This window comes from Pseudomonas sp. TE6283 (assembly GCF_054060555.1).
Genome location: NZ_JBSSDH010000018.1, coordinates 14,529 through 40,401 on the forward strand (window position 1 = coordinate 14,529; position 25,873 = coordinate 40,401).

Sequence of the window (25,873 nt, forward strand, 5' to 3'; positions counted from 1 at the left end):
ATGCGTATCGCTTTCATCGGCCTGGGCAACATGGGCGCACCCATGGCCCGCAACCTGATCAAGGCCGGGCACCAGCTCAACCTGTTCGACCTGAACAAGACCGTGCTGGCGGAACTTGCCGAGCTGGGTGGCCAGGTCAGCACGTCGCCCAAGGACGCAGCAGCCAACAGCGAGCTGGTGATCACCATGCTGCCGGCCGCCGCCCATGTGCGCGGCGTGTACCTGGATGAAGAAACCGGCGTGCTGGCCGGCATCCGCCCCGGCACCCCGACCGTGGACTGCAGCACCATCGACCCGCAGACCGCCCGTGAGGTCTCCAAGGCTGCAGCGGCCAAGGGTATCGACATGGGCGATGCGCCGGTTTCCGGTGGTACCGGCGGCGCGGCGGCCGGCACCCTGACCTTCATGGTCGGCGCCAGCGCCGAGCTGTTCGCCACGCTCAAGCCGGTGTTGGAGCAGATGGGCCGCAATATCGTGCACTGTGGCGAGGTCGGGACCGGCCAGATCGCCAAGATCTGCAACAACCTGCTGCTGGGCATCTCGATGATCGGCGTGTCCGAGGCCATGGCCCTGGGCAATGCGCTGGGCATCGACACCAAGGTGCTGGCCGGCATCATCAACAGCTCCACCGGGCGTTGCTGGAGTTCGGATACCTACAACCCATGGCCGGGCATCATCGAGACTGCCCCGGCTTCGCGTGGCTACACCGGCGGCTTCGGCGCCGAGCTGATGCTCAAGGACCTGGGGCTGGCCACCGAGGCCGCGCGCCAGGCGCACCAGCCGGTGATCCTCGGCGCCGTGGCCCAGCAGCTGTACCAGGCCATGAGCCTGCGCGGCGAAGGCGGCAAGGATTTCTCGGCGATCGTCGAGGGGTACCGCAAGAAGGATTGACGAGCGAGTGGACTTGATCGCGGGCCGGGTGGCCCTTCCCCTTGTAACTGCGCACCTTGGGGAAGGGACATCGGGTTCGCGATTTTTTTTGCAAACTGTGTGAGCGTGGGAGCGGGTCAGGCGAAGACGAAGTACTTGCGCACCGTCTCGACCACTTCCCAGGTCCCCTTCATCCCCGGTTCGATCACGAACACATCACCTGCTTTAAGATGCTTCGGCTCTTCACCTTCAGGCGTGACGATGCAATAGCCGTCGAGGAAATGGCAGTACTCCCACTTCTCGTAGTTGACCTCGAACTTGCCCGGCGTGCAGATCCAGGTGCCCATGATCTTGCTGCCGTCGGCGGACAGGTAGGCGTTGAGGTTGACGGTGTGCGGGTCGCCGCCGATGCGCTTCCACTTGGTCGCATCGACCACCGGGGTCGGGCAGGTTTCGCGCAGGACGGTGATGAAATCGGACATGGCGTGGCTCCAGGCATGGGGGTGAGGTGACGCACCACCTTAGGGCCATCGCCACGCCTGCAGTTGCCTGGGGTCGACACCCAACTGTCTGTGCGCGCTATGCGGGGTATGGATCTTGCGCAGCAGTGGGCTGAAGCCGACTACGCAGGGCAGCGATCACCTCGGGTACACCCCGCCCGGGTACTGCTGGTGGTGTCGGGCTTTCCCCGAACTCCCGCCAGATAAACAAGGTCAGCTCCGCGCCGTCGGTCTTGGACAGCGGCTGTTCCATTGAGCCGAATTGCTGCAGCGAGCGGTAGCGCTCATCGCGCCAGAACAGCGCTTCGACCCAGTCGTATACCGGGATGAAGTGAAAGTGCAGGGGATGCCCTGGTACATGCCCGAAGCGCCCGATGTACAGCCATTTGGGCGCCAGCTCCTGCTCCATGGCACCTTGCATCCTGCCCATCAGCAGGCCCATGTCTGCCAGGGCTTCGCCTGGCAGCTCCGCGAGGCTGGCGACGCCAGCCCGCGAACCGAGCATCAGGTAGCCGGGCAGGTGCGAGGCCAGGTGATGATTGACGACCCAGTGCGCGCTTTCATGGACGATGTATTCGACCGGAATCTCCATCGCCTCACGCCCACCAGTAACGCACGAAGTGGAAGAACACCGGCGCGGCGAAACACACCGAGTCCATGCGATCGAGCATACCGCCGTGGCCTTCGATCATATGGCCCCAGTCCTTCACGCCGCGGTCGCGCTTGATCGCCGACATCACCAGCCCGCCGAAGAAGCCCATGGCATTGACGGTCAGGGCCATCAGCGCCGCCTGCCAGAAGGTGAACGGGGTGATCCAGCACAGCAGGGCGCCGACCAGGGTGGCCAGCGCCACGCCGCCGGCCAGGCCTTCGACGGTCTTCGACGGTGACAGGTTCGGCGCCACCTTGCGCTTGCCGAACAGCTTGCCGCACACGTACTGCAGCACGTCGCTGATCTGCACGACCAGGATCAGCCAGGCGATCAGCAGCAGGTTGCGACCCTCGTAGCCGGGAATGTCCAGGGTCATCAATGCGGGCACCGACGACACGCAGTACACCGCGATCATCAGGCCCCACTGCACCTTGGAGGCGCGCTCGAGGAAGCGCGTGGTGTCGCCGCCGAAACTGGCCAGGATCGGCAGCAACAGGAACAGGTACACCGGGATGAAGATGCTGAACAGCCCGTACCAGTCCATGGCGATCAGCAGGTACTGCACCGGCAGCGCCACATAGAACGCCGCCACCAGCGCCGGATAGTCGCTGCGTCGGGTCGGGGTGAGGGTCATGAACTCGCGCAGGGCATAGAACGACACGCCGTAGAACAGCACGATCACGCCGTACTTGCCGAACAGGAAGGCGATGCCGATCACCAGCACCATTACCCACCAGGCGTTGATGCGCGCATTGAGGTTGTCGATCACCGCGTGCGGCGCGGGGCCGGCGCGCCATTTGAGCAGGCGGCCGACCAGGCTGGCGAGCAGCAGCAGGGCGCCGATGCCGGCGAACAGCGACAGGGTGTTGTGATCCATCTCAGGCTTCCTTCGGGGCCAGGTTCAGCAGGGCCTGGCGGGCCCGCTCGAGAAAGGCGTGCTTGCCCTCGTCCGGCTGCAGGTGCAGCGGCTCGCCGAAGCTCAGGGTGCACAGCAGTGGCAATGGCAGGGCGCGACCCTTGGGCATGACCCGGTTGAGATTGGCGATCCACACCGGCACCAGCTCGACCTGCGGGTTGGCCGAGGCCAGGTGGAACAGGCCGCTCTTGAATGCCAGCAACGGGTCGTCGGTCAGGTTGCGCGTGCCTTCCGGGAAGAAGATCAGCGAGTCGCCCTGGGCGAAGGCCTCGAGCACCGGTTGCAGCGGGTTGCCTTCGCTTGCGCCGTGCTGGCGGTCGATCAGCACGCCGTTGAACACCTGGCGGATCAGGAAGTCGCGGATGCCCGGCTTGCACCAGTAGTCGGCGCCCGCCACGGGGCGGGTGCGGCGGCGCAGCGGCTCGGGCAGCGCGGCCCACAGCAGCACGAAGTCGCCATGGCTGCTGTGGTTGGCGAAGTACAGGCGCTGTACCGGCTGCGGCGTGCAGCCCAGCCACAAGGCGCGGGCGCCGGTGATCAGGCGGGCGGCGGAGGTGATGACGAAGGCGGTCAGGCTGGCGAGCATGGCATTGGTCTTATCCGGTGAAAGGGAGGATCAGCATTAATGCGACCTGCAGGGTCAGGCACAGGGCCTGGCGGCGCAACAGGGCCAGGGCGGCCCGGCTGCGGGTCGGCCAGTCGCGCGGGTCGCTGGCCGCAGGCTTGAGGCGCAGGTCGAACAGGGCGTGGTCCAGGGCCTGGGTGTCGCCGGGCAGGTCGCTGCTGGCGCCGATGCGGGCGAACAGGTCGGCGTCCAGGGCGACGCGCAGGGCCCAATACTTGTGGGCCAGGCCGAGCAGCAGCAAGAGGCCGCAGAGCAGGTGCGGCAGCGGCGCCAATGGCAGGCCGAGCAATGGAGCCAGGGTGCAGGCCAGGGCCAGCAGGGTCAGGCCGTCCGACAGGCGCTCCAGCTGGCGGCCACGGGCGAGCAGGCTGGCGACGAGGAGCAGCCTCATGGCTGGGCCTCCAAGTTATGCAATACCAGGCGGTGGGCCGGGTGCAGGACCACACCGGGGCGCGCCTGGCGAATCAGCGCTTCGGCCTGGGGGGCACTGGCACAGTGGCCGCTGAGCAGCAGCCAGGCGGCGACGGCGCTGGCGCTGCGTGAGTAGCCCAAGGCGCAGCAGACCAGCACCGAGCCTTGTTGATGGCGGTGGTCGATAGCCTTGGCGGCCTGTTGCAGGATTTCCCGGTCTGGGGCAATCAGGTCCAGGGTCGGCAGGCTCTGGTAGTCCTGCGGCGTTTCCAGCGTCGTCGTCGCGGGGCAGGGCAGTTCCGCGCTCAGGTCGACAATCGCCGCGAACGCAGACGCTTCAGTGCGCCCCGGCACTCTGCCGAGATACACGCCATCGGCCACCTCATCCGCCTGCGGATGGCGCCAGGTCCATAGCCGCGAATTGACCCAGGCACATAGCAGATACGGCGCCAGCAGCCAGGTGGCGGCCACGGACAGCCGCCCATCGGCGCCTTTCTGGAAACCTGCGGCGCCGAACAGGGCATAGTTCAGCGCCACCAGCAGCAATGACAGCGCCGGCCACAGTAACCACAACCCGCCACCGCCGATCTTCATTGCCAGTAGCCCCAGCGCGGCCGCGCCCAGGCCATAGCGCAGCGCCAGGCGCCAACGTTTCGGATCCTGCGCCAGGCGTGCCTGTCGCCAGGGCAACGGGCCGCAGTGCGGCCACAGCCAGAGGCACACAAACCCCGCCAGCGCACCGGTCGGCACATCGATGAAATGATGCTGCCAGGTGGTCAGCACCGACAGGCCGATCAGCCCCATCCAGCCATGCACCACCCAGCGCCAGGCAGGATGCCGCGTATGTCGGGCAAACATCGTCCAGATGATCACCAGCAACGCGATGTGCAACGACGGTGCCTGGTTGTAGGGCTTGTCGAAACCCATCAGCACATCGAACAGCCAGCCGAACAGCCCCGACAGCTCGGGGCGCTCGAAGGTGAAACGCAGCGGCCAGAGCAGGAAGCTGGCCACGCAGATCAGTTGCGCCGTCAGCAGCGCCAGGGCATGGCGGTCCATCTCCGAACGCGCGCGCGGCAGCAGGAACGACAAACCGTACAGCAGGTCGATCGACCAGTACGGGATGATCGTCCAGGGCCACAGCGGCATCTGCCGTTCCCAGGCGAACACCAGGCTGCCAATGTCCTCGCGGCCAGCGGTGTAGGTATTGGCCATGCCATAGCTGAGAAAGAAGAACGGTCCGAGCAGCAACAGCCACAGGATGCCACGGCGGATCAGCCCGCTTTCACGGACCATCAGCGCACCCGCTGTGCCAGGCTGACGCTGAAGATGCCCCACTCGTCGATGCGCTGGGTAATCTTGCGAAACCCTGCCGCCTCCACCAACTGGTCCATCTCCGCCTGGCTGCGCCGACGCATCACCCAGGCCTGGCCGCCACGGTGGCTGGTCAGGGCGCGGGCGATCATCTCCAGCTGCGGGTGCCAGGGCTGACCGGTGTAGACCAGGTAGCCACCGTCCTCGACCGCATCGGCGAGTCCCGCCAGCGAGTTGCCGACCAGCTCGTTGCTGGGGAACAGTTCGTAGAGGCCTGAGACCACCGCCAGTGTCGGATGCGGGGTGAGAGCGGCCAGGCTCGGGCGGTCGAAGGCATCGCCCTGGACGAAGCGGGCGATCTCGCCCAGGCCTTTCTCGGTTATCAAGGTATTGCCCTGCTGCACGTTCAGTTCGCTGTAGTCGCGCAGCAGGATCGAGTCGGGCAGTTGTTGCAGGCCTTGCAGCGCCTCGAGGATGTAGCGGCCATGGCCGGCGGCGATATCGACGATATGCACCGGGCGCTGCTGTTCACGCAGGCGAGCGATGGCCACGCGCAGGAGTTCCTCGACATTCAGCTTGCGCTGGCGGATGCCACGCCAGCCGATGGCATCCAGGTAGTTGCGGTCGATCAGCTCGCCCAGCTTGCCCTTGCCGGTCGGGGTGTTGCGGTAGACATAGTCGAGGGTCGAGCCCGAGTCGAAACCGGTGTCGAAGCCCAGCTTCACCCCCTCGGAAAGGCCTTTGCCCAAGCGCAGTCCGGCGCGGGTGGCACGCCAGTAGAGTTCGCGTGGCGAATGGCGCGGCAACGGCGCGGCCAAGCTCTCGGCCTCGGCGCAGCTGGCGCCGCTCTTGTCGGCATCGAGCAGCGAGGGCTGCGCTTGCGGTGCGTCGAAGCAGTGCGCGACGAAGCGCTCGATCCGCGCCAGGGCATGGGCGCGGTCGCGTTCGCCGAGGGTGTCGTGGAAGAAGCCGGGGAGGATGTGTTTTTCCTTGCGCGTGCTGCCCAGGCGGTCGAAGAACTGCTCTTGCGGCTTGCGCTCGACCACCAGGTCGGCGCCGGAGATCAGTAGCTGTGTCGGCACCTGGATCGCCTGGGCATCGGCGACCACGCGGTCGGCGGCGTCGTACAGGCCCAGCAGCACGGTGACGGAGATAGGCCGGCTGATCAGCGGGTCGGCGACATAGGACATGACGCGTTCCGGGTCGTGGGTCAGCAGGCGTGGCTTGACGTAGCTGTTGACGAAGAAGTTGCCGCGCAGGGCCTTCATCAGCTTCAGCCCGGGGCGGGCGAAGGGCACGTAGAGCTTGACCTTGAAGGCCGGCGAGGCGAGCACCAGGCAACGCACCTTGGGCGCATAGTCGTGGGCCCAGGTGGCGACCAGTACCGCGCCAACGCTCTGTGCCAGCACCACCATGTCGGCCTGGGCGATGCCGTGCCGTGCCTGGATGTGCTCGATGAAGGTCTGCACGTCGCGCACGCTGGTGGCAAAGCCCGGGCTGTCGCCGCGAGCCCCTGGCGACTGGCCATGGCCACGGGCGTCCCAGGCGAAGAAGTCGTAGCCGGGCATGTCCAGCTCATCGGCCAGGTGGGCCATGCGCCCGCCGTGTTCGTGGCCACGGTGGAACATCACCACGGCCCGGCGCGGTTGGTGTTCGTTGCGCGTGGCGGGCCAGTGGCGATAGTGCAGTTCGACGCCGTCATGGGTGCAGAAGTGCAGTGATTGCGCTTGGCGCATGGCGAATATCCTTGTCCGGCAGCGAGGGGCTCAGCGGGTTTCGGCCAGGCCGTGGCGAACCCGGTTGTAGAGGGTATAGAGCGAGAGCAGCAGGATGACCAGCAGCAGGCCGTTGATCCAGGCCGCGCCCAGCAGCCCGAACGCCACGCCGGTACCCAGCACGCCGAAGGCGAAGGCCCGGTCGCTCTTGCCCATCGGCCCGTCGTAGCGGCGCGACGCGCCGGCCAGCGGGCCCATCACCCCGGCGTATTCGCTGATCACCGCGAACACCACCACCAGCACCACCAGTGTCGGCGAAACGCCTGGCAGCAGGGCGAAGGGCAGGTAGAGGGCGGTGTCGGCTATCACGTCGCACAGTTCATTGAGGTAGGCGCCGAGCTTCGACTGCTGGCCGAACTCCCGGGCGAGCATGCCGTCGACTGCGTTCAGCGCCATGCGCAGCAACATCCACACCGGGATCAGCAGGAACAGCCAGGTGACCTGGGGCAGCCAGGCCAGCAACAGGCCCAGCAGGACGGAAACCGCGGCAGCGGTGACCGTGACCTGGTTGGCGGTGACGCCGCGGTCGAACAGGCGCTGGACGGCAGGGCGCAGCAACGCCTGGAAGCGGGGTTTGAGCTGGTAGATCGATGGCACGTTGAATTCCCTGTCGTGGTGCGGCATGGACGCGATTGTGGGGAATCAGGCGGGGGGGCGGCAAGGGGCGCGTAGTGGAGTTGTGAGGAGGGCGAGGTAATTGAGGTGGCCTTTGCCGGCATTGATCGCGGGGCAGCCCGCCTCCCACACTGTTTCCCGCGAAGCCAGGGTAGTGCAATAGTCAGGACAATCTCCTACAGATTTGGCGCGATCGTTGTAGGCGCGGGCTTGCCCCGCGAGGGGCCGCACAGCGCGTTCCGGTACTCGGCTGTAGTTCATTTCCGAAACTTGTTTCACTGCCGCCTGGCACATTGCGAGGGTGCGGCTAAACGTTCTAGTTTCGCGGTTCACCGACCGGAAACGCTGCCCGGCAGAGGCCCATCCATGGCAGTTCGACAAAGCGAGAGAGCCGATGAACCTACTTGTTGTCCTGCACAAGTCCCGTGAGACCTATTACGGCGTCACCATCCCCGATGTACCTGGCTGTTTTTCCGCAGGCGCCACGGTCCCCCAGGCACTGGAGAACGTTCAGGAGGCGCTGGCGCTGCATTATGAAGCGCTGGTGGCCGATGGCGCGCCCCTGCCACAGGTGCAGGAAATGGATGTGCATGTGAACAACCCAGAGTATGCAGGCGGCCTCTGGGCGTTGGTGGACTTCGACGCAACGCCGTACCTGGGGACGGCGGTACGTTTCAGTGCGACGTTGCCCAAGAACTTGTTGCAACGAATCGACGATAGGGTGAAGCAGGATAATCGCTACGCTTCACGCTCCGCATTTCTGGCTTCGGCGGCGCTGCGCGAACTGGCTGAGGTGTACTGAGCCTGCGCGCCCCGGTCATGTTCAGACGGGCTCGGCCAAGCGATCGACCAGCACGGCGGCGTATCCCGGCAATACGCTGAAATCCCGCGAGCAGAGGAGCAAATGGCGATTGGCCCAGTCCTCTCGCAGGGCAACCCAACGCAGCGGCAGGACGCCTTCCCAGCGCCGAACCGAGGCCAGTGGCACCACTGCCACGCCGGCCCCACCCGAGACCATGCGGATCACCCCATCGAACCCTTCCGCACGAACCCGCACCTGCATGCGCCTTCCCTGACGTAGCGCCTGTTCCTCAAGGTGTAACGCGAGGGCGCTGTTGGCGCCAAGCCCCACATGCCCATGGCCCAGACTCGCGTTGAAACCTGCCTCATCATGGGCGTCCAGCGGATGTCCCTGGGGCATTACCAGCACCAGCGGATCATCGCGAAACGGCCGTGTCTGCAGATGCTCGCAAGGCGCGGCGCTGGAAATGATGCCGAGGTCCGCCATGCCCTGAGTGATCGCCTGGACGATGCCAAGGCTCGGCAACTCCTGGATATCGACACTCACCCCCGGGTGCTCGACCAGAAAGCTGGCCAGCAACTCCGGCAGGTACTCGGTCAGTGCTGCCGTGTTGCACAGCAGGCGTACCTGTCCTTGCAGGCCTTGGGCGTACTGCCCCAGGTCGTATTGCAGGCGTTCCAACTGCCGGGCAATCAGCCGCGCATGCTGCAGGAGCGCCTGGCCGGCAGGTGTGGGCTGTACACCGCGGCGATTGCGAGTGAGCAAGGGGATGCCCAACGAAGCTTCCATGGCACGAATGCGGGCACTGGCCGCTGGCAGCGACAGGTGGCTGCGTCGGGCGCCTTCGGTGATGTTGCCGCTCTCGAGGGTATGCTGGAACAGCTTGAGATCGATCAAGTCGAAATGCATCTGCCTCTGTCCTGGAAAGAGTCTGCCTGAGTATATGGCAGATTTTCAGCGAGCTGGCCGCACGGCAGGATGACGCCATGAATACCTTCCTGGCGTTTTATCAGAGTATCGGACCCGCAGTTTCAATGCTGGTGATCATGACCTTCTTCCTGGCTGGCGCGGTCAAGGGGGTGATCGGCCTGGGGCTGCCTACCATTGCCATGGGCTTGTTGGGCCTGGCTATGTCTCCGGCGCAGGCAGCTGCGCTGCTGATCGTGCCGTCGACCGTGACCAACCTGTGGCAGCTGGCGGCAGGCGGTCACTTGCTGGCGCTGCTGCGGCGCCTGGGAGGGATGTTGTCGATGATCTTCATCGGCACCCTGTTGGGCAGCGCCTGGTCAGGTATCGACAGTGGCCCGTGGGCAGCCCATGGTTTGGGCGCTGCGTTGCTGATCTACGCCCTTTACGGCTTGGCCGGCCCGGGCTTGCGAGTGGCGCCTGGGCGGGAACGCTGGCTGGGCCCCGTCTGCGGGTTGCTGACAGGCGTGGTGACGGCTGCCACCGGGGTGTTCGTGATGCCCGCAGTGCCCTATTTGCAAGGTCTAGGCCTGAGCCGTGAGGAGATGGTCCAGGCATTGGGGCTTTCATTCACCGTCTCGACCCTGGCGCTGGCTGTCGGCCTGGCCGGTCAGGATGCCTTGGGTGGCCAGGCCTTGGGCTTTTCGTTGCTGATGCTGGCGCCCGCCTTGCTGGGCATGTTCGCCGGTCAGTGGCTGCGTGGGCGGATCAGTCCAGCGCTGTTCAAGCGCTGCTTCTTCATCGGCCTGGCGCTACTGGGCACGCACCTGTTGATCAACGGTTAGCGGAAGAAGCGCTGAGCATATCGATCATCTGGATATCAAAGTCGCGCTCCAGGTAATCCATGCGCTTTTCGAAGAACGCGGCCATGTGCGGCAGCGCCGAGTGCACGTCCAGGGCCGCCTTGCTGGCCCAGACCTCGAAGAACACGAACAGGCTCGGGTCTGCCTTGTCGCGCAGCATATGGTATTCGATGCAGCCCGGCTCCTGGCGGCTGGGTTCGACGTAGGGACGGAACAGTTGCTCGAAGGCTTCGGCCTGTTCCGGGCGGGTCTTGGCTTTGAGGATGAAGGCGTACTGCTCGCTCATGGGGGATCCCGGTAAGTGAAGTGGGTGAGCAGATATTAAATCAACAATATGTTTGTCATTCGTGATCTTAAGACAAATGTATTTTGCCCTGGGACAGCTGTTTCCCCGCCCGGTGAGTGCCTAACCTGCCGGCAACTTCACTTACAGGGCTGACCCTCCCATGAAAAAGATCCTCCTGCTCAACGGTGGCAAACGCTTCGCCCACTCCGACGGCCGCCTCAACCAGACCCTGCACGACGCCGCGCTGGCCCATCTGGACCGTGCTGGCTTCGATGTGCGGGAAACCTTCATCGACGGCGGCTACGACGTCCAGGCCGAGGTGGAGAAATTCCTCTGGGCCGACGTGGTGATCTACCAGATGCCCGGTTGGTGGATGGGCGCGCCGTGGACGGTGAAAAAATACATCGACGAGGTGTTCACCGCCGGCCATGGCAGCCTGTACGCCAACGATGGTCGCACCCGCTCCGATGCCTCGCAGAAGTACGGCAGCGGTGGCTTGGTCCAGGGCAAGCAGTACATGCTTTCGCTGACCTGGAACGCGCCGCAGCAAGCGTTCGATGAGCCGGGCGACTTCTTCGAAGGCAAGGGCGTGGATGCGGTGTACTTCCCGTTCCACAAGGCCAACCAGTTCCTCGGCATGAGTGGGTTGCCGACCTTCCTTGCCGTCGATGTGATGAAGCGGCCGGATGTGCCGGCGGCGCTGGCGGCGTACGAGCAGCACCTGGATGAGGTGTTCGGCAAGGGTAATTGAGTCGCGAGCCATCGCGGGGCAAGCCCGCTCCCACGAGCCCGCGATGGACTAATTGCTTGCGCATGCCTGGCTCAGCAGCTATCAATCACGGCATTCTCCAATCAGGTCCTTTCGTGTGAAAACCCGCTCCGAAGAACTCCAGGTCTTCGTCGCCGTCATCGACAGCGGCTCGATCTCCGCCGCCGCCGAGCAGATCGGCCAGACGCCGTCGGCCGTCAGCCGCACCTTGTCGCGGTTGGAGGGCAAGCTCGGCACGACGTTGGTCAACCGCACCACCCGGCGCATGGACCTGACCGAGGAGGGGCGCTTCTTTCTCGAGCGGGCACGGTTGATCCTCGAGCAGATGGACGACATGGAAGAGCGCCTGTCGATGAACCGCCAGACCCCGTCCGGGCGCCTGCGCATCAATGCCGCCGCGCCGTTCATGCTGCACGCGATCCTGCCGTGGATCGGCGAGTTCCGCCGGCAATACCCTGGCATCGAGCTGGAGTTGAACACCGACGACCTGATCATCGACCTGCTGGAGCAGAGCACCGACGTGGCCATCCGCATCGGCGAGCTGTCCGACTCCAGCCTGCATGCCCGCTCGCTGGGCTGCAGCCCGGTGCAGGTCCTCGCCAGCCCCGATTACCTGGCGCAGCACGGCACGCCGCAAAAGGTCGAGGATCTCGACCAACATTGCCTGCTCGGCTTCAGCACCCTGGAATCGCTCAACCGCTGGCCGTTGCGCCACGCCCAGGGCGACCATTGGGCAATCCGCCCGCAACTGCTCGCCTCCAGTGGCGAAACCCTGCGCCAACTGGCCCTCGCCGGTGAAGGCATTGTCAGCCTGTCGCATTTCATGACTCACGAGGACATCCGCGCCGGCCGCCTGCAGGTGCTGCTCGCAGAGCACAATAACGGCTATCGCCAGCCGATCCATGCGGTCTACTACCGCAACACCCAGTTGGCGTTGCGGATCCAGTGTTTCCTCGATTTCATCCAGAAGAAGCTGGCCGCCTACGCCTGCTGAGTTGCCTGAACGCGACAGTGTCTGCCCATTGGCGGCGCAATCCTGCCATGGTGTTTGCTTAGTCGGATGGCTTCGGCCTTAATGACTGATCAACAAAAACAACACCAAGGAAGTGCGCATGCGTATCGTCATGTTCCAGCCGCTGGCTCTCGGGGCCGCGATCCTGAGCTGTTCCTCCGCCTTTGCCGTGACGCTGGAAGGCGGCGCGGTGGCCGCGCCTGATCAATATGGCGCACAGGTGGCCGCCGATATCCTCAAGAAAGGCGGCAACGCGGTGGACGCTGCCGTCGCCACCGCCTTCACCCTGGCCGTGACCTACCCCGAGGCCGGCAATATCGGCGGCGGTGGTTTCATGACCTTGTTCGTCGACGGCAAGCCCTATTTCCTCGACTACCGCGAGGTGGCGCCCAAGGCCGCGACCAAGACCATGTACCTGGACGACAAGGGCGAGGTGATCGAGAACCTCAGCCTGGTCGGCGTACGCGCCGCCGGTGTGCCGGGTACGGTGATGGGGCTGTGGGAGGCGCACCAGAAGTTCGGCAAGCTCAAGTGGAGCGAGCTGCTGACACCGGCCATCGGCTACGCGCAGAACGGCTTCAAGATTGCCCAGAAGCAGTACCAGTACCGCGACGACGCCCAGGGCCTGTTCAAGACCGCCACCAACTTCAACGACTACTTCGGCCACATGAAGGTCGGCGAGCTGTTCAAGCAGCCGGAGCTGGCGCAGACCCTGGAGCGCATCGCCGACAAGGGCGTCAGCGAGTTCTACCAGGGCAAGACCGCCGACCTGCTGGTGGCGCAGATGCAGGCGGACAAGGGCCTGATCAGCAAGGACGACCTCAAGGACTACAAGGCGGTGTGGCGTGACCCGATCGCCATAAACTGGCGCGGCAATGTGGTCTACACCGCGCCGCCGCCAAGCTCCGGCGGTGTCGCCCTGGCCCAGCTGCTGGGCATCAAGGAAGACCGCGCGGCCGACTTCAAGGGGGTCGAGCACAACTCGGCCAAGTACATCCACCTGCTGGCCGAGATCGAGAAACGCGTGTTTGCCGACCGCGCCGACTATCTCGGCGATCCGGCTTTCACCAAGGTCCCGGTCGACCAGCTGGTGGCCAAGGACTACCTGGCCAAGCGGGCCGCCCAGGTCAACCCGAACGCGATCTCCGAGACCGACAAGGTCAAGCCGGGGCTGGAACCGCACCAGACCACGCACTTCTCCATCGTCGACAAGCAGGGCAACGCGGTGAGCAACACCTACACCCTCAACCTCGACTATGGCAGTGGCGTGGTGGTCAAGGGCGCGGGGTTCCTGCTCAACGACGAAATGGACGATTTCAGCGCCAAGCCGGGGGCGGCCAATGCCTTTGGCGTGGTCGGCGGCGACGCCAACGCCATCGCGCCGGGCAAGCGCATGCTCTCGTCGATGAGTCCGAGCCTGGTGACCCGCGATGGCAAGGTGGCCCTGGTACTGGGCACGCCGGGCGGTTCGCGGATCTTCACCTCGATCTTCCAGGTGATGAACAACCTGTATGACTACGGCATGCCGCTGGAGAAGGCGGTGGCGGCGCAGCGCGTGCATCACCAGTTGCTGCCCAAGGATACGATCTACTTCGACAGCTACGCGCCGCTCAAGGGGGCAGTGGCCGACGACCTGAAGAAGATGGGCTACGTGCTGGAGGACCAGGGCTGGGAGATGGGCGATATCCAGGCGATCCGGGTCACCGGGGAGAAGCTGGAGACCGCTTCCGATCCGCGTGGGCGTGGGGTGGGGATGATCGTCAAATAAGGCTGGGGTGAAATGATCGCGGGGCAAGCCCGCTCCCACGACCGGTGGGAGCGGGCTTGCCCCGCGATGCGTTACAGGGTCAGACGCGGAACTGGCTGACCAGTGTCTGCAGGTGACCACCCAGGCGCGCCAGCTCCACGCTGGAGGCGGCGGTCTCGTCGCTGGCCGCGGCGGTCTGCTCCGACACGTCGCGCACGTTGAGGATGCTGCGGCTGATCTCTTCGGCCACGGCGCTCTGCTGCTCGGCGGCGGCGGCGATCTGCTGGTTCATCGACTGGATGTTCGACACCGTGCGGGTGATGCTCTCCAGCGAACCACCGGCCTTGCGCGCCAGCTCGACGCTGCTGTCGGTCAGGCTGCGGCTGCCGTTCATCACTTCGGCGACCTGCTGTGTACCGTGTTGCAGGCTGGCGATCAGGCCTTCGATCTCTTCGGTGGACTGCTGGGTGCGCTGGGCCAGGCCACGGACCTCGTCGGCCACCACGGCAAAGCCACGCCCGGCCTCGCCGGCACGGGCCGCCTCGATGGCGGCGTTGAGCGCCAGCAGGTTGGTCTGCTCGGCCACCGACTTGATCACGTCCATGACGCTGCCGATCTTCTGGCTTTCCTGCTGCAGCAGGGTCATCGCCTCGGTGGAGCGGTGCACCTCGTGGGCCAGGCGCTCGATCTGGCTGATGGCTTCACCCACCACCTTGTCACCGACCCTGGCTTCGTCGTCGGCGTTGGTCGCCGCGTGGGAGGCCTGCTCGGCGTTGCGCGCGACTTCCTGGACGGTGGCGGCCATCTCGTGCATGGCGGTGGCCACCTGGTCGGTCTCGACCTTCTGGCTGTTGGCGCCGGCGCTGGTCTGCTCGGTCACCGCCGACAGCTCTTCGGCGGCGCTGGCGATCTGGGTGACGCCGTCACGGATGCCGGTGATCAGGTCGCGCAGGGTGGTGCCCATGCGGGCGATGCCCTGCTGCAGGGCGCCCAGTTCGTCGCGACGGGTGACACGCAGTTCCTGGGTGAGGTCACCGCTGGCGATGCGGTTGACCACGTCCATGGTCTCGCGCAGCGGGCGGGTGATCTGGCGGGTGATGATGAACGCGGCGAGCACGCCGACCAGCAGTGCCAGCAGGGTGGCGGTGGTCTGCAGGCTGCGGGCCTGGACGCTTTCGTCGTCACGGCGTTCGATCTGGATCTTGTACAGCTCGTCGCTGCGCTTGACGATGTCGGCGCCCTGCACGGTCATTTCGGCACGGGCAACACCGATGGCGGCGGTGGCGTCGCGGAACTGGCGCACGGCGTCGCGATAGGCCAGCACGGCGTTTTCGAACTGCTGGATGCGCGAGGCTTCGCCCGACAGCTGACGCTTGAGGCTGTCGATTTCATTCAGGGCGTTTTCCAGCTGGCGCAGGGCGGCCTGCTCGGCTTCGCTGGTCAGGTCGGCGATGTAGCTACGTACATCCAGGCGCACTTGCACCAGCTGTTGCTTGGCCTTGCTGATCAGCAGGTACTGGGCCAGGCGGCTGGCATCGCTCTCGGAGCTGGACAGCACGGCGCTGCTGATCGCCTCGATGGCGTCATTGGCGCGGGCCGCAGCCTGGTTCATCGATTCACGGGCAGCGAGGGTGGTCTTGTAGCCCTGGCGCATTTTTTCCAGCGAGATCCGGTATTCGCTGATGCTCTGGCCCTGCTCGCGCAGCAGCTTGAGGTTCTCGGGGCTCTTGAAGGTGTTGACCAGGTGCTGCTGCTGGCTGCCGAAGGCGTCGAGCTTGGCCTGGACATTGGCCGCCGAGGCGTCGTCGCCGTTGGTCAGCATCCACTGCAGGCGGGCCACGCGCAGGTTGGTCAGGTCACTGTTGAGCTGGGTGATGTCGCTCATCCAGTTGCTGCGGTCGATGAGGCTGCCCAGGCTGTTCCAGCCGGTCAGGGCCAGCAGGCCGGTCAGGACCAGGACCAGGCCGAAGCCCAGGCCGAGTTTGAGGTTGACGCTGATATTGGCGAACCAACTGTTCATGCACGCTCTCCCAGAGAATGATTTCGCTCACTTGATCTCAAAAGCTGGGCGTTGTTGTTGTCAGATAGCCCGCAGATTTGTGTAGGACTTATCGGCAAGTTGGGGAGAAGCTGAAACGCTTTTTCAGCAAATTTGTAACTTGGTGAATACGTTTGTGTTTTTGATGTGGTCAATCGCGGGAGCACACCCAGTGCGCACCTGCGGGCGCGCACTGGGCTGCGCGTGATATCAAAGGCTACGCGCGCTGAAGGTGTCGCATTGGTTCACGTCGCCACTGGAAAACCCGGCCTTGAACCAGCGCACACGCTGTTGCGACGTGCCGTGGGTGAACGAGTCGGGCACCACCCGCCCTTGCCCCTGCTGTTGCAGGCGATCGTCACCGATGGCATTGGCGGCATTCAGCGCCTCTTCCACATCGCCCGGCTCCAGCCAGTTCAAGCGTTTCTGCGCCTGGTAGGCCCAGACCCCGGCCAGGCAGTCGGCCTGCAGTTCCTGGCGCACCAGCAGGCCGTTGTCGCCTTCCATGCGCTGGCCATTGCGGCGCGCAGCGTCGACCTTGGCCGAGACGCCGAGCAGGGTCTGCACGTGGTGGCCGATTTCATGGGCGATCACATAGGCCTGGGCGAAGTCGCCGGCAGCCTTGAAGCGGGTTTCCATTTCGCGGAAGAAGGTCATGTCCAGGTACACGCGCTGATCACCCGGGCAGTAGAACGGCCCGACCGCCGACGAGGCGAAGCCGCAGGCGGAATTGACCTGGCCACTGAACAGCACCAGCTTGGGATCGCGGTACTGCTTGCCGGACTGGGCGAACAGCGCCTTCCAGGTGTCCTCGGTGTCGCCGAGGATCGAGGCGACGAACTCGGCCTGCTCGTCGTTGGCCGGCGGGGCCTTGCCGTCGACATTGACCGGGGCGGTCTGCTGCTGCTCCATCTGCCCGGCCAACTGGCCGAGGATCTGCAACGGGTCCTGCCCGGTGAGCCAGCCGATGCCGACGATCAGCAGGATGGCGCCGAGCCCCAGGCCCTTGCCGCCGCCGAAGCGCATGCCGCCGCCGCCCCCTTCGCCGCGGGCATCGACCACGTTGTCGCTGCGTCGGCCTTTTCGCCATTCCATGTAGAGCTCTCCGGTTTGTGAAACATGAAGTCAAAGATTAGTTCAGCGCTGCCCTCGGCGTCGCCTTGGTCGTTTGTGCATAACCAAATGGTTATGGCTAAGACCGCTGAATTCAATATTCATCCCGATTGGCCTGCCGGAAACTGCAACTCCGCCTGCCACGCCCAGGCGTTCGACAATTCCAAGAGAGGAAACCGGCATGCCCGCCCAGGACACCAGCCGCTTCGTGATCCGTGATCGCAACTGGCACCCCAAGGCCTTCACCCCCGACTACAAGACCTCGGTGGCGCGCTCGCCACGCCAGGCGCTGGTCAGCATCCCACAGTCGATCAGCGAAAGTACCGGCCCGGACTTTTCCCATCTGCGTTTCGGCGAACATGACCATGACTTGCTGCTCAACTTCAACCACGGCGGCTTGCCGATCGGCGAGCGCATCATTGTCGCCGGCCGCGTTGTCGACCAGTACGGCAAGCCGGTGGCCAACACCTTGGTGGAGATGTGGCAGGCCAACGCCGGCGGTCGCTACCGGCACAAGAACGACCGCTACCTGGCGCCGCTCGACCCGAACTTCGGTGGTGTCGGCCGTTGCCTGACTGATCGCGACGGCTACTACAGCTTTCGTACCATCAAGCCCGGTCCATACCCATGGCGCAACGGCCCCAACGACTGGCGCCCGGCACATATCCACTTCTCCATCAGCGGGCCGTCGATCGCCACCAAACTGATCACCCAGTTGTACTTCGAGGGCGATCCGCTGATTCCGCTGTGCCCGATCGTCAAGTCGATCGCCAACCCCGAGGCGGTCCAGCGGCTGATCGCCAGGCTCGACATGAGCCACGCCAACCCCATGGATTGCCTGGCCTACCGCTTCGACATCGTCCTGCGCGGCCAGCGCCAGACCCACTTCGAAAACCGCTGAGGAGGCCCGTCATGCCTATCGAACTGCTGCCGGAAACCCCTTCGCAGACCGCCGGCCCCTACGTGCACATCGGCCTGGCCCTGGAAGCCGCAGGCAACCCGACCCGCGACCAGGAAATCTGGAACCGCCTGGCCACCCCCGAGGCGCCGGGCGAACAAATCCTGTTGCTCGGCCAGGTGTACGACGGCAACGGCCACCTGGTGCGCGATTCGTTCCTGGAGGTCTGGCAGGCTGATGCCGATGGCCGCTACCAGGATGAGTTCAACCACGAGAACGCCTTCAACAGCTTCGGCCGCACCGCGACCACCTTCGATGCCGGCGAATGGACCCTGCACACGGTCAAGCCAGGCGTGGTGAGCAATGGCGCGGGCGTGCCGATGGCGCCGCACATCAACATCAGCTTGTTTGCCCGGGGGATCAATATCCACCTGCACACGCGGCTGTACTTCGAAGATGAAGCCGAGGCCAACGGCAAATGCCCGGTGCTCAACCTGATCGAGCAGCCACAGCGTCGCGAGACCTTGATCGCCAAACGTTGCGAGGTGGACGGGAAGACGGCGTATCGGTTCGATATCCGTATTCAGGGGGAAGGGGAGACGGTGTTCTTCGATTTCTGATCGAGTCAGAGGGGCTGCCAAGCAGCCCTAGGATTTCAGCCTTTTACAGGTTTCAGGTCAAAAGCACCGCCCTGATACTGGAACAACAAGCAATCAGCTGCGGCGGTGCAACCGCTTTCATGCACCAGGTCAGCCGGCAACTTGTAGTAGGAGCCCGCCGGATACTCGGTGCGCTTGCCATCGATCACTGCATAGAAAGTCCCGCTCAGCACAACCGTCGGCAACGTCTGGCTGTGCTGATGCAGCCCGTTGTCGGTACTTTTCCTGAATTTCACATAAGCCGAATAAGGCCCCTTGCCGAAGATATCGCCCTCGACATTGGCATAGCTGACGGCGCCTTGGGTATTGGGCACGTCCTGCCACTTCAACGCCGCGTTGTCGGTGACCGAAATGGTTGTCTCGGCCGCATGGACGCCGACGGCCAAGGTGCCGAGCAGCAAGCCCGCAATGACTGCTTTCATGGTGGATCTCCTTCATTGAGTGACTGTGCAATGAAGGTTAATCGAACAAACAATGCACAAATACGTGCGAAGTAAGCCATGACTTGTGCGCAAGTTGCACAAATCACCCTCTGGTTTGTGTGTAATACGCCTGCACGTAATCCACCAACACCCGCACCTTTGGCGCCAGATAGCGGCTCTGTGGATAAACCGCGTACAGGCTGCGGGCTGGCAGCCTCCAGTCCTCCAGCACCGACACCAGCCGTCTGTCCTGCAGCGCATCATGCACGATGAAACGGTCGAAGCTCGCGATGCCCAAGCCGCCGATGGCGGCGGCGCGCAGGGCCATGGGTGAGTTGGCGCTCAGGCGCCGGGGCATGAGGACGTCTCGCTGTTCACCACAGGCGCTGGTAAGTTGCAGGCGTTGCGGGTGCAGGAGCTGGTTGTAGCCAAGCAAGGCATGACCGGCCACTTCATCGGGATTTGATGGTGCGCCGTGGCGCTCGAGATACCCCGGGGCGGCCACCAGCAATACCTCGCTGCTCGCCAACCGGCGTGCCACCAGGCTGGAGTCCGGCAGGTGATCGGTAACCCGCAGGCACACATCGATCTCCTCCTCCAGCAGGTCGACAAAGCGATCGCTGCAGTGCAGTTCGATCTGCAGCAGCGGGTGGCGTTCGACGAAGTCCGGCAACCAGTGTCCCAGCTCCAGCTCACCGAACGCCGTGGCCACGCCCAGGCGCAGTGTGCCGCAGGGCTGTTGCTGATGTTCGGAGAGCTCGAGGGTCATGGCCTGCATTTGCTCGAGGATCTGCACGCAGTGGCGATAGAAGAGCGCGCCGGCCTCGGTCAGGTGCAGGCGGCGGGTGGTGCGGGTGAGCAATTGCGTGCCGAGGTGGCGTTCGAGTTGCTTCACCTGGCGGGACAGTACGGTGTGCGACATGCCCGCCTGGCTGGCGGCGGCGCTGAAGCTGCCGAGGTCGACGACCCGGCGGAAGGTTTGCATGGCACTCAACTGGTCCATCAACACTCCTGGCTGCGTGCGGTGGGGCCAGGGAGGCCCCACCGCATCGCGGATCAGCGCCGAACCAGCAGTACCCCGCTTTCCATGTGATGGGTGTAGGGGAACTGGTCGAACAGCGCACAGCGTTCGATACGGTGGGTATCTTGCAACTGGGCGATGTTCTGCGCCAGGGTCTCTGGGTTGCACGAGATGTACAGGATGCGCTCGAAGCGGCGGGTCAGCTCGCAGGTGTCCGGATCCATGCCGGCGCGCGGCGGGTCGACGAACACGGTGCCGAAGTCATAGCTTTTCAGGTCGATGCCTTCCAGGCGGCGGAACGGGCGGACATCGTTCAGCGCCTGGGTCAGCTCCTCGGCCGACAGGCGCACCAGGCGCACGTTGTCCACGCCGTTCTCGTCGAGGTTATGCAAGGCGGCGTTGACCGAGGTCTTGCTGATCTCGGTGGCCAGCACCTGGCGCGCGCGGGTCGCCAGCGGCAGGGTGAAGTTGCCGTTGCCGCAGTACAGCTCCAGCAGGTCGTCCTGGCGCTCGCCCATGGCTTCGAAGGCCCAGCCGAGCATCTTCTGGTTCACCGCGCCGTTGGGCTGGGTGAAGGCACCTTCGGGCTGGCGGTAGCTGAAGGTACGGCCGGCGATGTCAAGTTTCTCCACCGCGTAGTCGCGGCCGATCACCACGCGCTTGCCCTTGGAGCGGCCGATGACGCTGACGTTCAGGTCGCTGGCCAGTTGCTGCGCGGCGGCTTCCCAGGCTTCGTCCAGAGGGCGGTGATAGCACAGGGTGACCATCGCGTCACCGGCCAGGGTGGTGAGGAACTCGACCTGGAACAGGCGATTGTCGAGTGCCTCGTTGCCCTGCCAGGCGGCCTTCAGGCGTGGCATCAGTTCATTGATGCGCTCGCTGGCGATGGGGAAATCGTCGATCAGGATAGCCTTGTGTTTCTCGCCCGGGGCGAACATCGCGTAGTGACGTTGACCGCCCTCGCGCCACAGGCGGAACTCGGCGCGCAGGCGATAGTGCTCGCGTGGTGAGTCGAACAGCGCCGGCTCCGGCGCGCCGAACGGGGCCAGCAGCTCGCGCAGGCGGGCGGCCTTGGCCGCCAGTTGCGCGTCGTATTGTGAAGGATCCAGGACAGCACTCATGCGGGGAACCAGCCCAGCTTGATGACGAACAGGATCGACAGGATCACCAGCGCCGGGTTCAGGTCGCGGTGACGGCCGGAGATCAGCTTGATGGCGGTCCAGGCGATGAAGCCGAAGGCGATGCCGTTGGCGATCGAGTAGGTCAGTGGCATGGCCAGGGCGGTCACCACCACCGGCGCGGCTTCGGTGACGTCGTCCCAGTTGATCTCGGCCAGGCCCGAGGCCATCAGTACGGCGACGAACAGCAGGGCCGGCGCGGTGGCGAAGGCCGGCACGCTGCCGGCCAGCGGGGCGAAGAACAGCGCCAGCAGGAACAGGACGGCGACCACGATGGCGGTCAGGCCGGTGCGCCCGCCCGCGCTCACGCCCGCCGCCGACTCGATGTAGCTGGTGGTGGTCGAGGTGCCCAGCAGGGAACCGGCCATGGCGGCGGTACTGTCGGCGATCAGGGCGCGGCCCATCTTCGGCATGTGACCGTCCTTGCCCATCAGGCCGGCGCGCTTGGCCACACCGATCAGGGTGCCGGAGTTGTCGAACAGGTCGACGAACAGGAAGGCGAAGATCACGCTGACCAGACCGACGTCGAGGGCGCCGGCGATGTCCAGCTGCAGGAAGGTCGGGGCCAGCGACGGCGGCATCGAGACCACGCCGCCGAACGGGGTGACGCCCATCACGATCGAGGCCACGGTCACGGCCAGGATGCCGATCAGCACCGCGCCGCGGACCTTCAGCGACTCGAGGGCGACAATCAGGAAGAAGCCCAGGGTGGCGAGGATCGGCGCCGGTTTGCTGAGGTCGCCCAGGCCCACCAGGGTAGCCGGGTTATCGACGACGATACCCGCGTTATGCAGGGCGATCAGCGCCAGGAACAGGCCGATGCCGGCAGCGATGGCCGAGCGCAGCGGCAGCGGGATGCTGTTCACGATCCACTCGCGGATGCGGAAGATCGACAGCAGGAAGAACAGCACCGCCGAGAGGAACACCGCGCCCAGTGCCACCTGCCAGGTGTGGCCCATGTGCAGGACCACGGTGTAGGTGAAGAAGGCGTTCAGGCCCATGCCCGGCGCCAGGGCGATCGGGTAGTTGGCGATGATGCCCATGGTCACCGAGCCGATAGCCGCGGCAAGGCACGTGGCGACGAACAGCGCGCCCTTGTCCATGCCGGTCTCGCCGAGGATGCTCGGGTTGACGAACAGGATATAGGCCATGGCCAGGAAGGTGGTGACGCCCGCGAGAATCTCGGTGCGCACATTGGTGTCGTGTGCTTTTAGTTGAAACAGCCTTTCCAGCATGCCTGCTCCCCGGGCGCCCTCGCGCCGTGAATGTATCGACCCCAACAGCAAAGCACAGACCGTACCGGATACCGTGGTTTTGTGTGGGGCGGAAAAAAGCCGCGCATCATACCAGCAAGGGGGGCAGGGGCCTATCGTGGGAGCGGGCTTGCCCCGCGATTTCGTCGGATCGGTCAGGCGCAAGCGTCCGGGCCTGTGAAATCGCGGGGCGAGCCCGCTCCCGTAAACGCAATACCAGGACTTGTCAGCCGTTGTGCATACGGTCCCGATGGGTCAAGGTCGGGAACAGCTTCATCCACACCCCGGTCACCACCAGCGTGCCCACGCCGCCGAGCACCACCGCCGGTACCGTGCCAAACCAGTGCGCGGTAACGCCCGACTCGAACTCGCCAAGCTGGTTCGAGGCACCGATGAACAGCCCGTTCACCGCGCTCACCCGGCCACGCATCTCGTCCGGCGTCTCCAGTTGCACGAAGGCGCTGCGGATGACCATGCTGATCATGTCCGCCGCGCCCAGCACCACCAGTACCGCCAGGGAGAACCAGAACGAAGTGGACAGGCCGAAGGCGATGGTCGCCACGCCAAATATGCCCACTGCGGTGAACATGGTCAGACCCACCTTGCGTTCCACCGGGAAGCGCGCCAGCCACAGCGACATCAGCAATGCCCCGACAGCGGGCGCCGAGCGCAACAGGCCCAGGCCCCAGGCTCCGGTGAGCAGGATGTCCTTGGCGAACACCGGCAGCAGCGCGGTGGCGCCGCCGAGCAGCACGGCGAACAGGTCCAGCGAGATGGCGCCGAGGATATCCGGACGACTACGGATGAAGCGGATCCCGGCCAGCAGCGAGTCGAGGTTGGCCCTGCCTGGCTGCGGCTGCTGCCGACGGGCATCAAGGCTCAGGGTCAAAAGGCAGGCAATGAGATAGAGGACTACGGTCGGACCGTACACCCAGGTACTGCCGAGGGCGTAGAGCAGGCCGCCCACCGCCGGGGCGACGATGGTCGCCGCCTGGGTCGCCGAGGCCGAGGCCGCCACCGCGCGGGGGAACAGTCCGGGCGGCACCACGTTGGGCAGCAAGGCCTGGGTCGCCGGCATCTCGAACGAGCGGGCGGCACCCAGCAGGAAGGCCAGGACGAAGATCAGTTCACGGCTGACGTTGTCGGTAAAGCTGCCCACGGCCAGCGCCAGGGCGATCAGCGCCTGCAGGGTCTGGCACAGGGCGGCGACCTTGCGCCGGTCGTAGCGGTCGGCGACATGCCCGGTGTGCAGCATGAACAGGACCCGCGGGGCGAACTCGACCAGCCCGACCAGGCCCAGGTCGAGCACATTGCCGGTGAGCTGGTAGAGATGCCAGCCGATGGCCACGGTGAGCATCTGGAAGCCGCTGGCGGTGAATACGCGGGCCAGCCAGAAGGCGAGGAAGGGGCGGTGATGGCGCAGCAGTTGCGGGGCGGAATCGGACATCGGGGAGCCTGCGACCTCGGTACTAGAGGGGGCTGAAGAGTAACATCTGTTTGTAACAAATAGTTGCTGGAAGCCGCGTGGATCACCTTTCCGCACGCAAAAAAAGAGGGTGAGGCAACCGGTCACGCGGCAATCAACCACACATCCGGATGGGTCATTCGGGACTATGCTTCCATTCAGTCGTTGATCTGGATCAATCGTTCCAGATGCAACGATCTTGGCCCTTGGGCCGGAATCCCCGCGATCGAACAGAACAATTCCAACGCGCCGCACTCGATACCCGTGGGGGCAGTGGGCGACAGGCCATGAGCCCGGTCGCCGGATTACCTGAAGAGGAAGCACCATGTTCGGATTGGAAGCCTTAGAGCTCGCCCGAATCCAGTTTGCCTTTACCGTGTCCTTTCACATCCTGTTCCCGGCCATCACCATTGGCCTGGCGAGCTACCTGGCGGTGCTCGAAGGCCTTTGGCTGAAGACCGGCGACAACACCTACCGTGACCTCTACCACTTCTGGTCGAAGATCTTCGCCGTCAACTTCGGCATGGGCGTGGTCTCTGGCCTGGTCATGGCCTATCAGTTCGGCACCAACTGGAGCCAGTTCTCCGACTTTGCCGGCTCCATCACCGGTCCCTTGCTCACCTACGAGGTCTTGACCGCCTTCTTCCTCGAGGCCGGTTTCCTGGGGGTCATGCTGTTCGGCTGGAACCGTGTCGGGCGTGGCCTGCACTTTTTCGCCACGTGCATGGTGGCGCTCGGCACGCTGGTATCGACGTTCTGGATCCTCGCTTCCAACAGCTGGATGCAGACGCCCCAGGGCTACGAGATCGTCAACGGCCAGGTGATCCCGGTGGACTGGTTCGCGGTGATCTTCAATCCGTCGTTCCCCTACCGGCTGATGCACATGGCCACCGCGGCCTTCGTTGCCACCGCGTTCTTCGTCGGCGCCTCGGCGGCCTGGCACCTGCTGCGCGGGCGCGACAACCCGGCGGTGCGCAAGATGCTGTCGATGGCCATGTGGATGGCGCTGATCGTCGCGCCGGTGCAGGCGGTGATCGGTGACTTCCATGGCTTGAATACCCTCAAGCACCAGCCGGTGAAGATAGCCGCCATCGAAGGCCACTGGGAGAACAAGCCCGGCGAGCCGACCCCGCTGATCCTGTTCGGCATTCCCGACATGCAGGCCGAGACCACCCGCTTCAAGATCGAGATCCCGGCGCTTGGCAGCTTGATCCTCACCCACAGCCTGGACAAGCAGGTCCCGGCGATGAAGGATTTCCCGCCCGAGGACCGGCCCAACTCGACCATCGTGTTCTGGTCGTTCCGGGTCATGGTCGGCCTGGGCATGCTGATGATCTTCGTTGGCCTGTGGAGCCTCTGGCTGCGCAAGCGCGGCACGCTGTACAGCTCGCGTCCGTTCCTCTACCTGACCTTGTGGATGGGCCCATCTGGCTTGATCGCCATCCTCGCCGGCTGGTTCACCACCGAGGTCGGTCGTCAGCCCTGGGTTGTCTACGGCCTGATGCGTACCGCCGACGGCGTGTCCAACCACAGCTATGCGCAACTCGGCTTCACTCTGGTGATGTTCGTTGTAGTCTATTTCGCCCTGTTCGGCACCGGGCTCGGCTACATGATGCGTCTGGTGCGCAAAGGTCCGCACACGGGCGAGGGCGACACGCAGCCCCCCGGAGGCCCTGGCCAGAAACGCACGCCGGCGCGGCCGCTGTCCGCCGCCGATGACGGCCATGAGGCCGACTCCGCCAGCCTGAGCAAGGGGAACTGAG

Annotated in this window: 26 protein-coding genes and 1 pseudogene; 9 read left to right on the top strand and 18 right to left on the bottom strand. The window is 64.8% G+C overall.

Going from position 1 to position 25,873, the window contains the following annotated elements:
* The gene (mmsB, locus tag ACVWZ5_RS20570) at positions 1-891 is read left to right on the top strand and encodes a 3-hydroxyisobutyrate dehydrogenase (RefSeq protein ID WP_028691313.1); all 891 of its coding nucleotides are present in this window, start codon (positions 1-3) and stop codon (positions 889-891) included.
* A gap of 116 nt (positions 892-1,007) precedes the next feature.
* Here mmsB and ACVWZ5_RS20575 read toward each other — a convergent pair whose 3' ends face one another.
* The 8 genes from ACVWZ5_RS20575 to ACVWZ5_RS20610 all read right to left on the bottom strand — a co-directional run bounded on the left by ACVWZ5_RS20575 (position 1,008) and on the right by ACVWZ5_RS20610 (position 7,660).
* Positions 1,008-1,352, bottom strand: a complete 345-nt coding sequence (locus ACVWZ5_RS20575) for a cupin domain-containing protein (protein WP_023631693.1) — start codon at positions 1,350-1,352, stop codon at positions 1,008-1,010.
* 97 nt (positions 1,353-1,449) lie between these two features.
* Positions 1,450-1,962, bottom strand: coding sequence for an HIT family protein (locus tag ACVWZ5_RS20580; protein ID WP_028691314.1), 513 nt, complete (start codon positions 1,960-1,962; stop codon positions 1,450-1,452).
* Between the two features lie 4 nt (positions 1,963-1,966).
* A complete protein-coding gene (locus tag ACVWZ5_RS20585; RefSeq protein WP_023631694.1) occupies positions 1,967-2,899 on the bottom strand; it encodes a phosphatidate cytidylyltransferase in 933 nt (310 codons plus the stop codon).
* 1 nt (position 2,900) lies between these two features.
* Positions 2,901-3,524: a lysophospholipid acyltransferase family protein gene (locus ACVWZ5_RS20590; protein ID WP_062575257.1), complete on the bottom strand. Its 624-nt coding sequence runs from the start codon at positions 3,522-3,524 to the stop codon at positions 2,901-2,903.
* A gap of 10 nt (positions 3,525-3,534) precedes the next feature.
* Complete coding sequence (locus ACVWZ5_RS20595; RefSeq protein WP_028691316.1) at positions 3,535-3,954, bottom strand: hypothetical protein; 420 nt, start codon at positions 3,952-3,954, stop codon at positions 3,535-3,537.
* On the bottom strand, positions 3,951-5,270 hold the full coding sequence (locus ACVWZ5_RS20600) for a phosphatase PAP2/dual specificity phosphatase family protein (protein ID WP_457340814.1): 1,320 nt from the start codon (positions 5,268-5,270) through the stop codon (positions 3,951-3,953). Before ACVWZ5_RS20600 ends, ACVWZ5_RS20595 begins: the two co-directional genes overlap by 4 nt.
* Complete coding sequence (locus ACVWZ5_RS20605) at positions 5,270-7,024, bottom strand: bifunctional alpha/beta hydrolase/class I SAM-dependent methyltransferase (RefSeq protein ID WP_457340815.1); 1,755 nt, start codon at positions 7,022-7,024, stop codon at positions 5,270-5,272. Before ACVWZ5_RS20605 ends, ACVWZ5_RS20600 begins: the two co-directional genes overlap by 1 nt.
* A 30-nt stretch (positions 7,025-7,054) precedes the next feature.
* The gene (locus ACVWZ5_RS20610) at positions 7,055-7,660 is read right to left on the bottom strand and encodes a CDP-alcohol phosphatidyltransferase family protein (protein ID WP_062575781.1); all 606 of its coding nucleotides are present in this window, start codon (positions 7,658-7,660) and stop codon (positions 7,055-7,057) included.
* Between the two features lie 412 nt (positions 7,661-8,072).
* On the opposite strand from ACVWZ5_RS20610, the gene ACVWZ5_RS20615 reads away from it, so the two are divergent.
* Complete coding sequence (locus ACVWZ5_RS20615; protein WP_062575254.1) at positions 8,073-8,480, top strand: type II toxin-antitoxin system HicB family antitoxin; 408 nt, start codon at positions 8,073-8,075, stop codon at positions 8,478-8,480.
* A gap of 21 nt (positions 8,481-8,501) precedes the next feature.
* Here ACVWZ5_RS20615 and ACVWZ5_RS20620 read toward each other — a convergent pair whose 3' ends face one another.
* Positions 8,502-9,389, bottom strand: a complete 888-nt coding sequence (locus tag ACVWZ5_RS20620) for a LysR substrate-binding domain-containing protein (RefSeq protein ID WP_084940787.1) — start codon at positions 9,387-9,389, stop codon at positions 8,502-8,504.
* Between the two features lie 77 nt (positions 9,390-9,466).
* On the opposite strand from ACVWZ5_RS20620, the gene ACVWZ5_RS20625 reads away from it, so the two are divergent.
* Positions 9,467-10,231 (top strand): sulfite exporter TauE/SafE family protein, encoded by a 765-nt coding sequence (locus ACVWZ5_RS20625; RefSeq protein WP_084940791.1) that lies wholly within the window; start codon positions 9,467-9,469, stop codon positions 10,229-10,231.
* Here ACVWZ5_RS20625 and ACVWZ5_RS20630 read toward each other — a convergent pair.
* Positions 10,221-10,535 carry a putative quinol monooxygenase gene (locus ACVWZ5_RS20630; RefSeq protein ID WP_028691321.1) on the bottom strand — a complete coding sequence of 105 codons (315 nt, stop codon included), beginning with the start codon at positions 10,533-10,535 and terminating at the stop codon, positions 10,221-10,223. The two genes, ACVWZ5_RS20625 and ACVWZ5_RS20630, sit on opposite strands and share 11 nt — an antisense overlap.
* Before the next feature lie 160 nt (positions 10,536-10,695).
* Between ACVWZ5_RS20630 and ACVWZ5_RS20635 the strand changes: the two genes are divergently transcribed.
* From ACVWZ5_RS20635 to ggt, 3 genes are all read left to right on the top strand, one after another.
* On the top strand, positions 10,696-11,286 hold the full coding sequence (locus ACVWZ5_RS20635; RefSeq protein ID WP_062575250.1) for an NAD(P)H-dependent oxidoreductase: 591 nt from the start codon (positions 10,696-10,698) through the stop codon (positions 11,284-11,286).
* Positions 11,287-11,401: 115 nt separating this feature from the next.
* Positions 11,402-12,298: a LysR family transcriptional regulator gene (locus ACVWZ5_RS20640; RefSeq protein WP_062575249.1), complete on the top strand. Its 897-nt coding sequence runs from the start codon at positions 11,402-11,404 to the stop codon at positions 12,296-12,298.
* 118 nt (positions 12,299-12,416) lie between these two features.
* Positions 12,417-14,084 (top strand): gamma-glutamyltransferase, encoded by a 1,668-nt coding sequence (ggt, locus tag ACVWZ5_RS20645; protein WP_062575248.1) that lies wholly within the window; start codon positions 12,417-12,419, stop codon positions 14,082-14,084.
* 79 nt (positions 14,085-14,163) lie between these two features.
* On the opposite strand, the gene ACVWZ5_RS20650 is transcribed toward ggt, so the two are convergent.
* From ACVWZ5_RS20650 to ypfJ, 3 genes and pseudogenes are all read right to left on the bottom strand, one after another.
* Positions 14,164-15,027 (bottom strand): methyl-accepting chemotaxis protein, encoded by an 864-nt coding sequence (locus ACVWZ5_RS20650; protein WP_371877790.1) that lies wholly within the window; start codon positions 15,025-15,027, stop codon positions 14,164-14,166.
* Between the two features lie 39 nt (positions 15,028-15,066).
* Positions 15,067-15,948 (bottom strand): annotated as a pseudogene (locus ACVWZ5_RS20655) (methyl-accepting chemotaxis protein); the annotation flags it as partial.
* Between the two features lie 363 nt (positions 15,949-16,311).
* Complete coding sequence (gene ypfJ / locus ACVWZ5_RS20660) at positions 16,312-17,196, bottom strand: KPN_02809 family neutral zinc metallopeptidase (RefSeq protein WP_084940800.1); 885 nt, start codon at positions 17,194-17,196, stop codon at positions 16,312-16,314.
* A 199-nt stretch (positions 17,197-17,395) separates the two neighbouring features.
* On the opposite strand from ypfJ, the gene pcaH reads away from it, so the two are divergent.
* Together pcaH and pcaG are read left to right on the top strand one after the other, a co-directional pair.
* Positions 17,396-18,115: a protocatechuate 3,4-dioxygenase subunit beta gene (pcaH, locus tag ACVWZ5_RS20665; RefSeq protein ID WP_062575245.1), complete on the top strand. Its 720-nt coding sequence runs from the start codon at positions 17,396-17,398 to the stop codon at positions 18,113-18,115.
* Positions 18,116-18,126: 11 nt separating this feature from the next.
* Positions 18,127-18,732 (top strand): protocatechuate 3,4-dioxygenase subunit alpha, encoded by a 606-nt coding sequence (gene pcaG, locus ACVWZ5_RS20670; RefSeq protein ID WP_062575244.1) that lies wholly within the window; start codon positions 18,127-18,129, stop codon positions 18,730-18,732.
* A gap of 35 nt (positions 18,733-18,767) precedes the next feature.
* Here pcaG and ACVWZ5_RS20675 read toward each other — a convergent pair whose 3' ends face one another.
* From ACVWZ5_RS20675 to ACVWZ5_RS20695, 5 genes are all read right to left on the bottom strand, one after another.
* Positions 18,768-19,193 (bottom strand): cupin domain-containing protein, encoded by a 426-nt coding sequence (locus tag ACVWZ5_RS20675; RefSeq protein WP_062575243.1) that lies wholly within the window; start codon positions 19,191-19,193, stop codon positions 18,768-18,770.
* Positions 19,194-19,296: 103 nt separating this feature from the next.
* Positions 19,297-20,196, bottom strand: a complete 900-nt coding sequence (locus tag ACVWZ5_RS20680) for a LysR family transcriptional regulator (protein ID WP_457340816.1) — start codon at positions 20,194-20,196, stop codon at positions 19,297-19,299.
* Positions 20,197-20,249: 53 nt separating this feature from the next.
* Positions 20,250-21,335, bottom strand: coding sequence for a tRNA (uridine(54)-C5)-methyltransferase TrmA (gene trmA / locus ACVWZ5_RS20685; protein WP_062575241.1), 1,086 nt, complete (start codon positions 21,333-21,335; stop codon positions 20,250-20,252).
* Positions 21,332-22,627: an NCS2 family permease gene (locus ACVWZ5_RS20690; protein WP_062575240.1), complete on the bottom strand. Its 1,296-nt coding sequence runs from the start codon at positions 22,625-22,627 to the stop codon at positions 21,332-21,334. The genes trmA and ACVWZ5_RS20690 overlap by 4 nt, the downstream gene beginning before the upstream one ends.
* A 244-nt stretch (positions 22,628-22,871) precedes the next feature.
* A complete protein-coding gene (locus tag ACVWZ5_RS20695; protein WP_062575239.1) occupies positions 22,872-24,092 on the bottom strand; it encodes an MFS transporter in 1,221 nt (406 codons plus the stop codon).
* A gap of 343 nt (positions 24,093-24,435) precedes the next feature.
* On the opposite strand from ACVWZ5_RS20695, the gene ACVWZ5_RS20700 reads away from it, so the two are divergent.
* Positions 24,436-25,872: a cytochrome ubiquinol oxidase subunit I gene (locus tag ACVWZ5_RS20700; protein ID WP_028691332.1), complete on the top strand. Its 1,437-nt coding sequence runs from the start codon at positions 24,436-24,438 to the stop codon at positions 25,870-25,872.
* The last annotated feature ends 1 nt before the right edge of the window (position 25,873 follow it).

Coding starts and splice junctions, on each gene's coding strand:
- mmsB (WP_028691313.1), top strand. CDS start 1: ATGCGTATCGCTTTCATCGGCCTGGGCAACATGGGCGCACCCATGGCC.
- ACVWZ5_RS20575 (WP_023631693.1), bottom strand. CDS start 1,352: ATGTCCGATTTCATCACCGTCCTGCGCGAAACCTGCCCGACCCCGGTG.
- ACVWZ5_RS20580 (WP_028691314.1), bottom strand. CDS start 1,962: ATGGAGATTCCGGTCGAATACATCGTCCATGAAAGCGCGCACTGGGTC.
- ACVWZ5_RS20585 (WP_023631694.1), bottom strand. CDS start 2,899: ATGGATCACAACACCCTGTCGCTGTTCGCCGGCATCGGCGCCCTGCTG.
- ACVWZ5_RS20590 (WP_062575257.1), bottom strand. CDS start 3,524: ATGCTCGCCAGCCTGACCGCCTTCGTCATCACCTCCGCCGCCCGCCTG.
- ACVWZ5_RS20595 (WP_028691316.1), bottom strand. CDS start 3,954: ATGAGGCTGCTCCTCGTCGCCAGCCTGCTCGCCCGTGGCCGCCAGCTG.
- ACVWZ5_RS20600 (WP_457340814.1), bottom strand. CDS start 5,270: ATGGTCCGTGAAAGCGGGCTGATCCGCCGTGGCATCCTGTGGCTGTTG.
- ACVWZ5_RS20605 (WP_457340815.1), bottom strand. CDS start 7,024: ATGCGCCAAGCGCAATCACTGCACTTCTGCACCCATGACGGCGTCGAA.
- ACVWZ5_RS20615 (WP_062575254.1), top strand. CDS start 8,073: ATGAACCTACTTGTTGTCCTGCACAAGTCCCGTGAGACCTATTACGGC.
- ACVWZ5_RS20620 (WP_084940787.1), bottom strand. CDS start 9,389: ATGCATTTCGACTTGATCGATCTCAAGCTGTTCCAGCATACCCTCGAG.
- ACVWZ5_RS20625 (WP_084940791.1), top strand. CDS start 9,467: ATGAATACCTTCCTGGCGTTTTATCAGAGTATCGGACCCGCAGTTTCA.
- ACVWZ5_RS20630 (WP_028691321.1), bottom strand. CDS start 10,535: ATGAGCGAGCAGTACGCCTTCATCCTCAAAGCCAAGACCCGCCCGGAA.
- ACVWZ5_RS20635 (WP_062575250.1), top strand. CDS start 10,696: ATGAAAAAGATCCTCCTGCTCAACGGTGGCAAACGCTTCGCCCACTCC.
- ggt (WP_062575248.1), top strand. CDS start 12,417: ATGCGTATCGTCATGTTCCAGCCGCTGGCTCTCGGGGCCGCGATCCTG.
- ACVWZ5_RS20650 (WP_371877790.1), bottom strand. CDS start 15,027: ATGGGCACCACCCTGCGCGACCTGATCACCGGCATCCGTGACGGCGTC.
- ypfJ (WP_084940800.1), bottom strand. CDS start 17,196: ATGGAATGGCGAAAAGGCCGACGCAGCGACAACGTGGTCGATGCCCGC.
- pcaH (WP_062575245.1), top strand. CDS start 17,396: ATGCCCGCCCAGGACACCAGCCGCTTCGTGATCCGTGATCGCAACTGG.
- pcaG (WP_062575244.1), top strand. CDS start 18,127: ATGCCTATCGAACTGCTGCCGGAAACCCCTTCGCAGACCGCCGGCCCC.
- ACVWZ5_RS20675 (WP_062575243.1), bottom strand. CDS start 19,193: ATGAAAGCAGTCATTGCGGGCTTGCTGCTCGGCACCTTGGCCGTCGGC.
- ACVWZ5_RS20680 (WP_457340816.1), bottom strand. CDS start 20,196: ATGGACCAGTTGAGTGCCATGCAAACCTTCCGCCGGGTCGTCGACCTC.
- trmA (WP_062575241.1), bottom strand. CDS start 21,335: ATGAGTGCTGTCCTGGATCCTTCACAATACGACGCGCAACTGGCGGCC.
- ACVWZ5_RS20690 (WP_062575240.1), bottom strand. CDS start 22,627: ATGCTGGAAAGGCTGTTTCAACTAAAAGCACACGACACCAATGTGCGC.
- ACVWZ5_RS20695 (WP_062575239.1), bottom strand. CDS start 24,092: ATGTCCGATTCCGCCCCGCAACTGCTGCGCCATCACCGCCCCTTCCTC.
- ACVWZ5_RS20700 (WP_028691332.1), top strand. CDS start 24,436: ATGTTCGGATTGGAAGCCTTAGAGCTCGCCCGAATCCAGTTTGCCTTT.